We start from the raw sequence: 13,489 nt of genomic DNA on the forward strand, positions 1-13,489 counted from the left end.
ACACGATGCGTCATATAGCGGACGCACGCTGAAAGGAATTCACCAGTGCTCATCGCACAGCGCCCCACTCTGACCGAAGAGGTCATCTCGGAGAGCCGTTCACGCTTCTCCATCGAGCCCCTCGAGCCCGGCTTCGGCTACACGCTCGGCAACTCGATGCGTCGCACGCTGCTCTCCTCGATCCCCGGTGCCGCAGTCACGTCCATCCGCATCGACGGTGTGCTCCACGAGTTCACCACCGTTCCGGGTGTCAAGGAAGACGTCACGGAGATCATCCTCAACGTCAAGAACCTCGTCGTCTCCTCGGAGAACGACGAGCCCGTCGTGATGTACCTGCGCAAGCAGGGCTCCGGAGTGGTCACGGCCGCGGACATCGTCCCCCCGGCCGGCGTCGAGGTGCACAACCCTGACCTGCACATCGCCACCCTGAACGACAAGGGCAAGCTGGAGATCGAGCTCACTGTCGAGCGTGGACGTGGCTACGTCTCCGCCCAGCAGAACAAGTCGTTCGACGCTGAGATCGGTCGCGTTCCCGTCGACTCGATCTACTCTCCGGTCCTCAAGGTCACCTACAAGGTCGAGGCGACCCGAGTCGAGCAGCGCACCGACTTCGACAAGCTGATCGTCGACGTCGAGACCAAGCAGGCCATCAGCCCGCGTGACGCCCTCGCATCTGCGGGCAAGACGCTGGTTGAGCTGTTCGGTCTGGCTCGTGAGCTCAACGTCGAGGCCGAGGGCATCGAGATCGGCCCGTCGCCGACCGACGCTGCACTGGCCGCTGACCTCGCTCTGCCGATCGAGGACCTGCAGCTGACGATCCGTTCGTACAACTGCCTCAAGCGTGAGGGCATCCACGCTGTGGGCGAGCTCGTCGCACGCAGCGAGGCAGACCTGCTCGACATCCGCAACTTCGGTGCGAAGTCGATCAACGAGGTGAAGGACAAGCTTGCTGAGCTTGGCCTCTCGCTCAAGGACTCGCCTCTGGACTTCGACCCCTCGACCGCCGACTACTACGACGGCGACGAGTCGGACGACGAGCAGTTCAACTGACTTCAGGGTTGACCGGTACGCCGGACAGCTCGACCAATCCTTAAAGGAGCAAGAACATGCCTACCCCCACCAAGGGTGCACGGCTCGGTGGTAGCCCGGCGCACGAGAGCCTCATCCTCAAGAACCTCGCGACGAGCCTCTTCGAGCACGGACGCATCACGACCACCCAGACTCGGGCCAAGCGCCTGCAGCCCGTGGCCGAGCGCCTGATCTCCAAGGCCAAGCGCGGCGACCTGCACAACATCCGTCAGATCGCCAAGACGGTGCACAACAAGACGCCTCGCCGTCCCGACGAGCCGGGTGACGCAAACACCATCCTGCACCGTCTGATCACGGAGATCGCACCGGCCATGGCTGACCGCCAGGGTGGCTACACGCGCATCACCAAGGTCGGCAACCGCAAGGGCGACAACGCCCCCATGGCTGTCATCGAGCTCGTGCTCGAGCCGGTCAGCCCGAAGCAGGCTGTTGTGCGCGAGGCCGAGAAGGCCGCCAAGAAGAGCGCGCCCAAGGCCGCTGCTGTCGAGGCGCCGGTCGAGGCACCCGCCGACGAGGCCGTGACCGAGGTCGCTGCTGAAGAGTCCGCCAAGCAGGACTGACGAGCGATCGGCCTAGGCCGACGCCCGCAGATGAAGGCCCGGACCGAGATCACCTCTCGGTCCGGGCCTTCATGCATCCCAGGCGATATATGCACTACCGTCATCCCTGATCAGACAGCAGACGACGAAGGCAGATCCGGGTGACGTGGACCGAGCAGGTGCCGGCCTTTGCGGGCGCCTTCGCGTGCGTCGTGGCAATCTTCCTGATCCCCGGGGCGGGGCTGCTGTGGCTGGCCCGGGTACGTGGCCTTGTGGCGTGGGCGCTGGGCCCAGCGGTGTCCGCTCTGCTCTACGGGACCGCCGCGGTCGTCCTCGACCGGGTGGGCCTGCCCTGGGGGCTTCCAGCCGTCCTGGCGGCGGCCGTACCGGCCGCGGGCGTCGCCCTCTTGCTGGGGCGGTGGAGACGCCACGACCCGCCGCTGCGGACCGCACAGCTCCCGACCATGGTCATCCGCGCCCTCTGGACCGCCGCGCTGCTCGCCGGTGCGCTTCTCGTGATCGGCGTCTTCGCCGGTATGCCCGACCTCGCCGCCCCGCTTCAGGTGCGCGACGCCGTCGTGCACCTCAACGGTCTCGAGCTGGTCCGTCAGGATCACAACGCGTCGATGTTCGGTGGCCTGGACCTCGTGGTCAGCAGCGCCGGCGCGGGGGCTTTCTACCCGAGTCTGTGGCACGGAGCGCTCGCGCTCGTGCCCTTCGGGTCGGCCGGGGTGGTCTCGACCGCGGGCATGCTTGCCGTCGCGACCGTGCTGTGGCCGCTGTCCATGGTTGCGCTCGCCCGCGCCGTGCTGCCCGCCCAGCCGTGGGCCGTCGTCGTCGTGGCGGCGCTCAGTACGTCATTCTCCTTCTTTCCCTTCGGTCAGCTGGTGCTCTCGGCACAGTGGCCGAACGGGCTGGGCACCGCCATGATTCCGGCGGTGCTCGCCGCGACCGTGCTCTGGGTGCGCAGCTGGCACGACGCCGCGCTGGCCGCGCGGGTGCGCCGGCGACGCGCCCTGAGCGGCGCCGTCGTGCTGGCGGGGGCCGTCGGGGGGATGGTGCTCGTGCACCCGAACACGGTGTTCTCCTATCTCGTCTTTGCCGGCCCGCTCCTGCTGGCTGTCGCCTGGCGGGCGTGGCGAGCGCACCCGCGAACCGGCCGGACGGTGGTCTGGGTGGTCGCCGGTGTCGTCGTGGCTGCTGCCGGAGTCGCAGCGGCAGCGCGGGTCAGCGGGCTCGATCGCGTCCTGAAGGACGTCATGGGCTATCAGCAGATCCTGCCCGAGCGGCCCTACCTGTTCACGATCGCGCGCCTGCTCGGAGACACGACTCTGGCGTCGGTCCCCGGCAACGTGCTGCTCTCCGCCGCCGTCCTGACCGGCGTGGTGGTCCTGCTCCGGGAACGGCGACTGCGCTGGGTGGTGCTCGCCTGGGCCCTGACGATCGCGCTGGCTGCGCTGGCCGGCGGCCCCGAGATCGGGCTGCGCGGGATCACGGGTTTCTGGTACAAGCACGTGTTCCGGCTCGAGGCGCTCTACCCGATCACCGCGGTCCTGCTCGCGGCGGTGGGCGTCGGATGGTGGGCGAATCGCCTGCACACCCGCTGGTCGGCGCGGGTGAGGGACAAGGCGCCCCGCGGCGCCGGACGGCTGGTGAGCAGCCCGGTCCGGGCAGGCGCCACGGTGCTCGCGGCGGTCCTGGCCTCGAGCGTGGTCCTCGGGGTCCCGGCGATGGCCACCCGCTCGGCCGGCGTCTACGACCCCGAGAACCTGGGCGCCAGGCTGCTCGTCTCGGCCGACGACCGGCGGCTGCTCGACCGGCTCCCCGAGCTGGTGCCCGCCGATGCGGTCGTGCTCGGCGACCCGAACGCTGGTGCGGTGCTCATCTTCTCCTACGGGTCCCGGACACCGGTGTACTACCGGATCGGGGCGGACTGGCTGGGCACCGACCAGCTGCTGCTCGCCCTGCACTTCGACGAGGTGTCCAGCGACCCCGCGGTCTGCGAGGCCCTCGCCAGGCTCGGGGTGGAGTACTTCTACCTCAGCTCCGACCGGGAGGACAAGAAGTGGCCGAGCAACCTAGCCACCCACGCCCTGCGCGCTGTGGACACCGCGAGCGGCTTTGAGCTGCTCGCGAGCGAGGGCGCGGCGCAGCTGTTCCGGATCACCGCGTGCGAATGAGCCCAGCCGCTCTCGACGACGCCCACGGAGACCGCGGCGACCGCCTCCCCGTGCTGCTCGTGCACGGCATCCGGACGTCGTCGACCATGTGGCGTGCTCAGGTCGAGGCCCTGCATGCCGCCGGAGCTGCCGTCCTCGCCGTGGACCTGCCGGGTCATGGCACACGTCTGGGCGAGCCGTTCACAGTGGCCGCAGCGCGCGCGGTGATCACCGGCGGCGTCGAGCAGCTGGGCGGGCGGGTGCTCCTGGTCGGGCTGTCCCTCGGGGGGCTCCTGGCAGTCGACTATGCGGCCCGTCACCCCGACCAGGTCGGTGGTCTGGTGGCCGCGGCGTGCAGCACGAGCCCCCAGGTCCGGCTGCGGGCCGGATGGGCCGAGATCTCACGGTGGATCGAGGCGACACCGGGTTCGGGGGCCCAGCTCAACGCCTTCGTCGTGCGGACCTTCCTCACGCCCCAGGCGGCTCTGGACATCGGTGCGGGCGGCTTTGCGCTGACGGTCATGTCTCAGGCGCTGCGGGCCGTGGCTGGGTTGGACCCGGAGGCGGACCTGGCCACGGTGGGATGTCCGGTGTGGGTGGTCAACGGTCGCTTCGACCACTTCCGGTCCCAGGAGGGCCGCATGCTGCGGGCCGCCCGCAGCAGCGGCCAGCCGGTCCACCACGTCGTCGTGCCGCATGCGCGGCACCTGGTGAGCCTCGACGCCCCGGTCGCCTTCACCCGGGTGCTGCTCGAGGCGCTGGACGCGACCGCAGCGGGCCGTGCCGGCCACGGGGCAGGCCAGGGGTCAGGTCAGCAGGTCCCAGGCCCGCGACCCACCGACCAGAGCCGCTGAGTTCGTCACCACGACGACGTCGTCGCCGAGCTGGTCGAGGACCGGCTGGGTGAGCTGGCGGGAGTTGCCGCCGCCGAGGTAGAGCCTGTCCCACCAGAAGACCGGGCGCAGACCGGCGACCACGCGGGCGACCCTGCGCGACCACAGGCCGTTACCGAGGCGGCGACGTTCGATCTCCCCGATGTACTCGTCGTAGCTGGTCCCGCGGCGCAGGGGCGCGTGGGAGAGCTCGAGGTGGGGCGCGATCGCGCCGCCGTCGAAGTGTGCCGAGCCGAGACCGGTGCCCAGCGTGAGCACAAGCTCCAGGCCGGTTCCGGCGATGACCCCGGCGCCGTGCAGCTCGGCGTCGTTGAGCACGAGGGTGGGCGCCGCGAGCCGTTCGGTGAGGGCAGCCCGGATGTCGAAGCCGGTCCACTGCTCGCGCAGCTCGGGGTCGACACGGGTCCGCGGACCGGATCGGGTGATGTAGTGCGGGGTGTGGATCACGACGCCGTGCCGGATCATCCCGGGCATGCCCACGCTGACCCGGTCCGCGCGGGGGAGGTCGGCGGCCAGCGCGGCGATCGTGGAGACCAGCAGCGACGGCGGGAGCGGATACGGTGTGGGGACCCGAGCGGCCGGCGCGTGCGCAGTCCCTGCGGAGTCGAGCACGGCCGCCTTGATCCCGCCGCCTCCGCAGTCCACCGACAACGTGAGGGTCCCGGGTGAGTGCGCAAGAGCCATGTGCCCACACTAGTGGCACGCGGGCAGGGCGGTAGGCGATGATGTACGGCGTGATCCGCATCCGGCTCGACTTCTCCTACCGAGGTACCGACTTTGCCGGGTGGGCTACCCAGCCCGGCCTGCGGACCGTGGAGGGCGTGCTCGACGACGCGCTCACCACGGTCCTGCGCGTGCCGGCCCCGCGTGTCACCGTCGCCGGGCGCACCGACTCCGGAGTGCACTCCCGGGGTCAGGTGGCCCACCTGGACCTCGACCCGCAGGTGTGGGCACGGGTCGCCGGACGGCCGGGTGAGGCCCGGCGGACCCCGGCCCAGGCCCTGCTGTCCCGGCTCAACGGGGTGCTCCCCGGCGACCTGAGGGTGCGCGCGGTGAGCGAGGCCCCACCCGGCTTCGAGGCACGGTTCGGGGCGTTGCTGCGCCGGTACACCTTCCGCATCGCCGACGCCCCGGAGCTGCACGACCCGCTGACCCGCGACTGGGTGCTCTGGACCCGGCGCGGCCTCGACGTCGGCGCGATGCACGCAGCCCTCCAGCCGCTCCTGGGCGTGCGGGACTTCGCGGCCTTCTGCCGTCCCCGCCCGGGTGCCACGACCATCCGCCACCTGCAGGAGTTCAGCTGGGAGCGGCCCTCACAGGGTCCCGATGCCGGGCTGGTCGTCGCGCGGATCCAGGCCGACGCGTTCTGTCACAACATGGTGCGGGCGCTCGTGGGCGCCTCGCTCGCCGTGGGGGAGGGCCGTCAGGACATCGACTGGCCCGCCCAGGTGCTCGCCCTCGGGGAGCGCGACCCACGGGCCGGGGTCATCGATGCGCACGGCCTCGTGCTCGAGGAGGTGCTCTATCCCCCGGACGCCGAGCTGGCGCTGCGCGCCGAGCAGATCCGGGCTCGCCGGATGGACGAGCACGTCTGGGTGCCGGGCGAGCCGTAGGCCAGCCCTGTCTGCCCGGTCGGTCTCAGGGCTCCTGGATGACGTGCATGGCGGCTTCCTCGGCGGTCGCCGCCCCGCCGGCCACACCCTCGTCCTCGGCGAAGGTGTCGTTCACCCGCCCGTCCAGGGCATCGGAGTCGGCGACCAGCCGCCCCGCGCGGTCGGGCTCGCCGCCGCCGATGTCAGGGCGGTCCCAGACGTCGGGCTCCTCCTGGGCGAGGTGCTGGTCGAGGGACTCCCCGGTGCTCTCCTCCCGTGCGGTCTCACCGAAGTGGTTGTTGCGGTCGCGCTCGGGAGGGGAGTACCCCTCGTCGAGCAGGTCGTCGACGCCGCGCTCGAGGAGGGTGTCCTCCTTGGTCAGCTGGTCGGAGTCGACCTCCGAGCCGAGCTCGGGGTCCGTGCCGGGGTCTGATGTGTTGTTGCTCATGACCCCACACTTGCACCGGACCAGGGAGAATGCATGTCGGGCGCGCGTCCGCGGTCGAGCCGATCGGGGCACGGAAAGGGTTCGCCTCTTCCGGCCCCCAGGCCGCACACTTGGTCGGTGGGCCATATCGACATCAACGACATCAGCTACTTCCTCCCCGACGGGCGTCCCCTGCTCTCGGGAGTGAACCTCCGGGTGGGCGACGGCGCCAAGGTCGCCCTGGTCGGTCCCAACGGGGCCGGCAAGACGACGCTCATGCGGATCGTCGCCGACGACCTCGCCCCGCACAGCGGCCGGGTGAACCGCAGCGGCGGCCTCGGGGTCATGCGTCAGTTCGTCGGCCGGATCGACGACGACCGCACCATCCGGGACCTGCTCACCGATCTCGCCCCGCCCGCGGTGCGCGAGGCCGGGATCGAGCTGGCCGCCGCGGAGCTGGCGATGATGACGGCCGAGGACGAACCGACCCAGATGCGCTACGCGCAGGCGATCGCCGACTGGTCCGACGCCCGCGGCTACGAGGCCGAGAACGACTGGGACCACGTGACCGACGAGGTCCTGTCCATCCCCTTCGAGCGGGCCCAGTGGCGCGAGGTCCGGACACTGTCCGGCGGGGAGCAGAAGCGTCTTGTCCTTACGTCGCTGCTGCGCGGCCCTGAAGAGGTGCTGCTGCTCGACGAACCGGACAACTACCTCGACGTGCCCACCAAGCGGTGGCTGGAGACCCAGCTTGCCGCGACCGCCAAGACCGTCCTGTTCATCAGCCACGACCGGGAGCTGCTCTCGCGGACCGCGACCCAGGTCGCCTCGCTCGAGCCGAACCCGTCCGGGGGGTCCATCTGGGTCCACAGCGGAGGCTTCGCGACCTACGGGGCGGCTCGCGACGACCGGATGAGCCGGCTCGAGGAGATGCGCCGACGCTGGGACGAGGAGCACGCCAAGCTCAAGGACCTGGTGAACGCGCTCAAGAACAAGTCCGCCTTCAACGACGGGCTGGCCAGTCGGTACCAGGCCGCCCAGAGCAGGCTGCGCCGCTTCGAGGACGCCGGACCGCCCGAGGTGGTCGTCCGCGAGCAGAACGTCCGGGTCCGCCTGACCGGCGGTCGCACCGCCAAGCGCGCGGTCGTCGCGGGGGCCCTCGAGCTCACCGGCCTGATGGAACCTTTCGACGCCGAGGTCTGGTTCGGCGACCGGGTCGCGGTCCTGGGCTCCAACGGCTCGGGGAAGTCCCACTTCATGCGGCTGCTCGCCGCGGGTGGGTCGAACCCGGACCCCGCCGACTCCGACCACGCCCCGGTCCCGGGCGGGGCCCCGGTGCACGGTGGACCGGTCGCGCACACCGGGACGGTCACGCTCGGCTCACGGGTGCGTCCGGGATGGTTCGCGCAGAACCACACCCACCCCGAGTTCGACGGCAAGACGCTGCTGGACATCCTGCACCGCGGGGAGGGCGCCCGGGACGGGATGAGCCGGGAGCCGGCGAGCAAGGCGCTCGACCGCTACGAGCTCGCCGGCCAGGCCGAGCAGCGCTTCGAGACCCTGTCCGGTGGGCAGCAGGCCCGCTTCCAGATCCTGCTGCTCGAGCTGGGGGGAGCGACCCTGCTGCTGCTCGACGAGCCGACCGACAACCTCGACCTGCACTCGGCCGAGGCGCTCGAGGCCGGGCTGGCGCAGTTCGAGGGCACGGTCGTCGCCGTCACCCACGACCGGTGGTTCGCGCGCGGGTTCGACCGCTTCCTCGTCTTCGGCAGCGACGGCCGGGTGCAGCTGACCGACGAGCCAGTGTGGGACGTGGAACGGGTCCGGCGCGAGCGCTGAGCCCGCGCCCGGGTGCGGTATCACCCGGGCGCCGAGCCGGGGACACGTCGACCGTGCTCAGGGGGCCAGCTCGAGGGAGACGGTGACGTAGGAGTGGGCCGGCAGGTCCACCTCGAGGCCGAGGGCGTGCGTGCGGATACCCGTGTGCAGAACCGGCGCGACGGCGTCGGGCACCTCGGGGGTGTTGTGCGCCTGGATGTCGCTCGCGCCGAGCAATCGCGCCGAGAACGCGCTCACCGCCCGCCCGCGCAGGTCGAGCACCACGGTGCGGGGGCCCTCCGCGTCCAGGTTGGACAGCGAGACCAGGGCCGTGTCGCCCTTGGTGGAGGCCGAGGCCGAGAGCAGGTTGAGCGCCGATCCCTCCACCTCGCGCGTGGGCAGGTCGCCCTTGAGGTGCACGGGGAGCTGCTGGGCGTCGTGGTGCCCGGTGTTCATCTCGAAGACGTGGTAGGTCGGCGTCAGGACCAGTGCGCCGGAGTCCGGGTCGGTGAGGATCATGGCCTGCAGCACGTTGACGGTCTGGGCGATGTTCGCCATGGCCACGCGGTCGGCGAAGGCGTGGAAGACGTCGAAGTGGACGGTCGCCACGAGCGCGTCGCGCAGGGTGTTCTGCTGGTACAGGAAGCCCGGGTTGGTGCCCTCCTCCACGTTCCACCAGGTGCCCCACTCGTCGACGATCAGGCCGACGGTGCGCTCGGGGTCGTAGCAGTCCATGATCGCGGCGTGCCCGCGCACGAGCTCCTCGATCCGGGCGGCCCGCTTCATCGTCAGGTAGTACTCCTCCCGGGTGAAGGACGTCGCGTCGCCCTTGTCCTCCCACGGCCCGGTGTGGGTGTAGTAGTGCAGGGACAGGCCCTGGAAGAAGTTGTTGGGCGTGCGCGAGCACCCCAGGCAGGAGAGCGCCTTCATGAGCGTCTCGGTCCAGGTGTAGTCGTCGACGTTCGCGCCGGCGGCGATCTTGTAGACCTGGTTCTCGCCGTGGTTGCGGACGTACGTGCCGTACTGGCGCGCGAGGCTCGCGTAGTGCTGGGCGTCCATGTTCCCCCCGCACCCCCATGCCTCGTTGCCGATCCCGAAGAAGGGCACCTTCCACGGCTCGTCCTGCCCGTGCTCGCGGCGCAGGCTCGCCATCGGTGAGTCGTCGCCGCGGGTCAGGTACTCGACCCACTCGCTCATCTCGCGTACCGTGCCCGATCCGACGTTGCCGTTGACGTAGGGCTCGGCCCCGAGCAGCTCGCACAGCTTCATGAATTCGTGGGTGCCGAAGGAGTTGTCCTCCACGACGTCGCCCCAGTGCGAGTTGACCATCCGAGGGCGGTCTTCGCGTGGGCCGACGCCGTCGCGCCAGTGGTAGTCGTCGGCGAAGCAGCCGCCCGGCCAGCGCAGGTTCGGGATGCTCAGCGCCCTCAGCGCCTCGACGACGTCGAGGCGGATGCCGCCCTCGTTCGGGATGTCGGAGTCCTCGCCCACCCAGAAGCCGCCGTAGATGCAGCGGCCCAGGTGCTCGGCGAAGTGGCCATAGACGTGGCGGGAGATGGTGGGACCGGGTACATCGAGGTTGATGACGGCGGTTGTGGTGGTTGACACGTGAGGAGGCTCCAAGTCGGGGTAGAAGCGGGGACGGGTGGTGGATCAGCCTTTGACGCCCCCGGCCAGCAGGCCGTTGACGATGTGCTTCTGGGTGAAGACGAAGAAGATGACCATCGGGATGAGGGCGACGACGGAGACGGTCATGAACATCGGCCAGTCGGTCGTGAACTCCGAGACGGCGTTGTAGACCTGCAGCACGATCGTGCGCTTGCCGGGCGAGGAGATGAACACCGTCGGCAGGAGGAAGTCGTTCCACACCCACATGGTCTGAAACACCCCCACCGTGAACAGGATCGGCTTGATGAGCGGCAGCACGATGCGCCAGAAGATCTGGAACGCTCCAGCCCCATCGAGGCGCGCGGCCTCGATGATCTCGAAGGGCAGCGTGCGGATATAGCCCTGGATGAGGAAGTAGCAGAAGATCGCCCCTCCCATGTACATCACGACGAGGCCGTTGAGGCTGTCGACGAGCTTGAAGCCGACCAGGGTCCGATAGAGCGGGATGAGGGTGGACTGGCCGGGAACGATGAACCCCAGGAGCAGGACGCCCCCCAGGAAGGCGTTCAGCTTGCTGGTGCGCATGACCATCGCGTACGCGGCCATCGCGCCGACCACAAGCTGCAGGATCACCGACAGTGCTGTCACGTACAGCGTGTTGGCGAAGGACCGGAAGATGCGAGGGTCGCTGAAGACCTCCTTGAAGTTTCCGAAGAACCACTCCGTGGGAGGGGACAGCGGGGAAGCCACCATGTCGGCCTGGGTCTTGAAGGTGTTGATGACGATGTAGTAGAGCGGGATGGCGACGAAGCAGGCCATGGTGATCATGACCACGCTCAGGAGGGCGCGACGCCACATCGGAGCCTTCATGTGAACCGCCTCTCGATCGTCTTGGTCAGTCGGAGCTGACCGAAGGCCAGCAGCCCGACGGCGAGGGTGAAGAGCACAGCGAGGGCCGAGGCCAGTCCGTAGCGCCCCTGTCCCACCCCGGAGACCACGATCGACTGCGTGATCGTGTAGGTGGAGAACCCGGGTCCGCCGTTGGTGAGGGTGTACGGCAGGTCGAAGACCTTCAACCCTCCGGTCATCAGCAGGAACGTGCTGATCACCATGGCCGGGGTCAGGAGCGGGAGGGTGATCGCGAAGAACTGCTGCCGCGGGGAGGCGCCGTCGATCTTGGCCACCTCGTAGTAGTCGTCCGGGATGGACTGCAGGTAGGCCGTGTAGAGCACGGCGTGCCATCCGACGGCGCCCCAGACGCCGACGACGATCACGGAGAGCTTGGCGAGGTTGTCCACGGACAACCAGCCGATGGGTCCGATGCCGAACACCGTCTTGAGGACCGAGTTGAGCACGCCGGACTCGAGCGGGGACAGGATGTAGCGCCAGACCAGGCCGAGGATCGCCATGCTGGGGATTGCGGGGAAGAACCACAACGACCGCACGAAGTTGCGTCCGAAGAAGGCCTTGTTGAGCTGGACCGCCAGCGGGATCGCCAGGGCCGTGATGATGATGGTTGTTCCCACGCCGAACAGCAGCGTGAAGCTGAGCCCCGCGAGCATCGAGGGATCGGTCAGAATCACCTTGTAGTTGTGCAGACCGATGAAGTTGGTCTCGGGGCTGTAGCCCGTGAAGTCGGTCAGGCTCCAGTAGAAGGTCTGCCCGAGCGGGATGACGAAGAGGAACACGAAGACGACGATCGCGGGTAGAAGGAATGCCTGGTTGACGGTGATCTGCTTCCAGCCGCCCGCGGTCCCACCCCCGATGCCGCGCCGTGTGCTCCGCCCGCCAATTTTTTCGGCGTCTCCGGCGGGGCTCCGCCGGTTGAGCAGTGCTGTCATGTCTGGGTCGCCTTTCGCAGTGTGCGAGCGACGCGGGGAGGCCGAAGCGGCCTCCCCGCGTCGCCGAGCTTTTGCTAGCTCAGGATGCTGCGAGCTTGGAGTCCATCGCCTTGGCGACCTCGGCCGGCGTGATCTGGCCCTGGATCATCCGCTGGATCTGCGCCACGGCCTCGACGTTGAGGATGTCCTCCGAGCGCTGCCAGGAGATCATCGGCAGGTAGAGGTCGCCGGCCCGGATCGCGCCGGCGAGCGGGGCGAAGGCCTCGTCGACGGGCGGGTCGAAGTCGCTCGTGACGGTGACGTCGTTCGTCTGGGCCTGATAGACCTTCACGCCCTCCGGTGAGGAGAGGAACGTCAGGAAGGTCTTGGCGGCCGCCTGCTTGGCCTCGCTCGACTTGGAGTTGATGGCGTAGCCGGGTGACGCGGCTCCGGCGAGGAACGGTGCGTTCCCGTCGATGCCGGGGATGGCGGAGTAGGCGAAGTTGAGGTCGGGAGCCGCCTCGCGCACCGGTGCGATGATCCACGGGCCGGCGTTGATGATGGCGACGCGACCGTTGGCGAACTCGTCACGGACCATGTCGCCGTCCAGGCCCACGACGTCCTTGGACATGATGCCCTCGGTGAAGACGCGGTTGTACTCCGTGAGCGCCGGTGTCCACTGCTCCTCGAAGGTCGACGCACCGGAGAAGATCTGGTCGTCGAGCGTGGGGCTCATGGACGCGCCCTGAGCGCCGACCCAGGAGGAGATGGTGGTCGGCATCTGGTCGACGCTCTCGAGGAACGGCGTGATGCCTGCGTCCTTGAGCTTGGTGCACATCTCGAGGAACTCGTCCCAGGTCTCGGGGATCGCGTCGTACCCGACCTCGGCCAGGAGGTCTTTGTTGTAGGCGTAGCCGGCCGCCCAGGAGGACACGGACAGGCCGTACACGGCTCCGTCGCGGCCGTAGGTCTCCTGGTTGAACTCGGCGACGTTGTCGAGGAACGGCTCGCCGGCCAGGTCGACGACGTGGCCGCCGTCGATGAGGTTGGTCTTGTTCTCGGCTGCGATGAGGAAGACGTCGGGGGCCGTGCCGGAGAGCACGCGCGTCTGGAGGGCCTGGATGTACTCGGCGACCGGTGGCGAGTAGGAGGTCTCGACCTTGATCTCGGGGTGGGCCGTGGCGAAGGCGTCGAGGACCGGGGTCATCTGCGCCTCGCCCGTCCAGGACAGGAAGGTGATCGTGGTCTTGCCGGAGTCGTCGCCATCACCGCTGCCGCATGCGGAGAGGGTGAGGGCCATGGCTGCCGCCATCGCAGTGGCGATGATGAGTGGGCGTCGCTTCATGAGGGAACTCCTTCGTTTCCAGGGGCGTGCACTGCTCGCACCGGCGCGTCGATCTCTCCGGTGAGGTGGGTCGGCCGCATTGCCGACTACGCTCGTCATCGAGGTGGTATATCGATACACCTGGGTGTTGAAGAGGACTCTGGCACCTCGCCCCCGAGGTCGTCAACCCTCGACGATCACGTTTTGAGAACGTTCACAT

12 protein-coding genes are annotated in these 13,489 nt (G+C 69.2%); 6 read left to right on the forward strand and 6 right to left on the reverse strand.

The window, feature by feature from the left end:
* The first annotated feature begins 45 nt into the window (after positions 1-45).
* From BLQ50_RS06365 to BLQ50_RS06380, 4 genes are all read left to right on the forward strand, one after another.
* Positions 46-1,050 carry a DNA-directed RNA polymerase subunit alpha gene (locus BLQ50_RS06365; RefSeq protein WP_093182158.1) on the forward strand — a complete coding sequence of 335 codons (1,005 nt, stop codon included), beginning with the start codon at positions 46-48 and terminating at the stop codon, positions 1,048-1,050.
* 56 nt (positions 1,051-1,106) lie between these two features.
* The gene (rplQ, locus tag BLQ50_RS06370; protein ID WP_093182160.1) at positions 1,107-1,649 is read left to right on the forward strand and encodes a 50S ribosomal protein L17; all 543 of its coding nucleotides are present in this window, start codon (positions 1,107-1,109) and stop codon (positions 1,647-1,649) included.
* Between the two features lie 140 nt (positions 1,650-1,789).
* Positions 1,790-3,808 (forward strand): DUF6541 family protein, encoded by a 2,019-nt coding sequence (locus tag BLQ50_RS06375; RefSeq protein WP_093182161.1) that lies wholly within the window; start codon positions 1,790-1,792, stop codon positions 3,806-3,808.
* Positions 3,805-4,641, forward strand: a complete 837-nt coding sequence (locus BLQ50_RS06380) for an alpha/beta fold hydrolase (protein ID WP_093182163.1) — start codon at positions 3,805-3,807, stop codon at positions 4,639-4,641. The genes BLQ50_RS06375 and BLQ50_RS06380 overlap by 4 nt, the downstream gene beginning before the upstream one ends.
* On the opposite strand, the gene BLQ50_RS06385 is transcribed toward BLQ50_RS06380, so the two are convergent.
* Entirely contained in the window at positions 4,594-5,364 is a 771-nt protein-coding gene (locus BLQ50_RS06385; RefSeq protein WP_093182165.1) for an ROK family protein, read from the reverse strand. The two genes, BLQ50_RS06380 and BLQ50_RS06385, sit on opposite strands and share 48 nt — an antisense overlap.
* A 41-nt stretch (positions 5,365-5,405) precedes the next feature.
* Here BLQ50_RS06385 and BLQ50_RS06390 point away from each other — a divergent pair, with 41 nt between their 5' ends.
* Entirely contained in the window at positions 5,406-6,293 is an 888-nt protein-coding gene (locus BLQ50_RS06390) for a tRNA pseudouridine synthase A (protein ID WP_093182607.1), read from the forward strand.
* Between the two features lie 25 nt (positions 6,294-6,318).
* On the opposite strand, the gene BLQ50_RS06395 is transcribed toward BLQ50_RS06390, so the two are convergent.
* Positions 6,319-6,720 (reverse strand): DUF5709 domain-containing protein, encoded by a 402-nt coding sequence (locus BLQ50_RS06395; protein WP_093182168.1) that lies wholly within the window; start codon positions 6,718-6,720, stop codon positions 6,319-6,321.
* A 117-nt stretch (positions 6,721-6,837) separates the two neighbouring features.
* Here BLQ50_RS06395 and BLQ50_RS06400 point away from each other — a divergent pair, with 117 nt between their 5' ends.
* Positions 6,838-8,538, forward strand: a complete 1,701-nt coding sequence (locus BLQ50_RS06400; RefSeq protein WP_093182171.1) for an ABC-F family ATP-binding cassette domain-containing protein — start codon at positions 6,838-6,840, stop codon at positions 8,536-8,538.
* 57 nt (positions 8,539-8,595) lie between these two features.
* Here the strand turns inward: BLQ50_RS06400 and BLQ50_RS06405 are convergent, their stop codons facing one another.
* The 4 genes from BLQ50_RS06405 to BLQ50_RS06420 form a co-directional block, all read right to left on the reverse strand.
* On the reverse strand, positions 8,596-10,125 hold the full coding sequence (locus tag BLQ50_RS06405; protein WP_093182173.1) for an alpha-N-arabinofuranosidase: 1,530 nt from the start codon (positions 10,123-10,125) through the stop codon (positions 8,596-8,598).
* Positions 10,126-10,170: 45 nt separating this feature from the next.
* The gene (locus BLQ50_RS06410; RefSeq protein WP_175559044.1) at positions 10,171-10,995 is read right to left on the reverse strand and encodes a carbohydrate ABC transporter permease; all 825 of its coding nucleotides are present in this window, start codon (positions 10,993-10,995) and stop codon (positions 10,171-10,173) included.
* Entirely contained in the window at positions 10,992-11,966 is a 975-nt protein-coding gene (locus BLQ50_RS06415) for a carbohydrate ABC transporter permease (protein ID WP_093182175.1), read from the reverse strand. Before BLQ50_RS06415 ends, BLQ50_RS06410 begins: the two co-directional genes overlap by 4 nt.
* A gap of 79 nt (positions 11,967-12,045) precedes the next feature.
* Complete coding sequence (locus BLQ50_RS06420; RefSeq protein WP_175559045.1) at positions 12,046-13,290, reverse strand: ABC transporter substrate-binding protein; 1,245 nt, start codon at positions 13,288-13,290, stop codon at positions 12,046-12,048.
* Positions 13,291-13,489: the final 199 nt, after the last annotated feature.

Origin of the sequence: Sanguibacter gelidistatuariae, from assembly GCF_900096585.1 — a bacterium.
GTDB classification, from domain to species: Bacteria; Actinomycetota; Actinomycetes; order Actinomycetales; family Cellulomonadaceae; genus Sanguibacter; species Sanguibacter gelidistatuariae.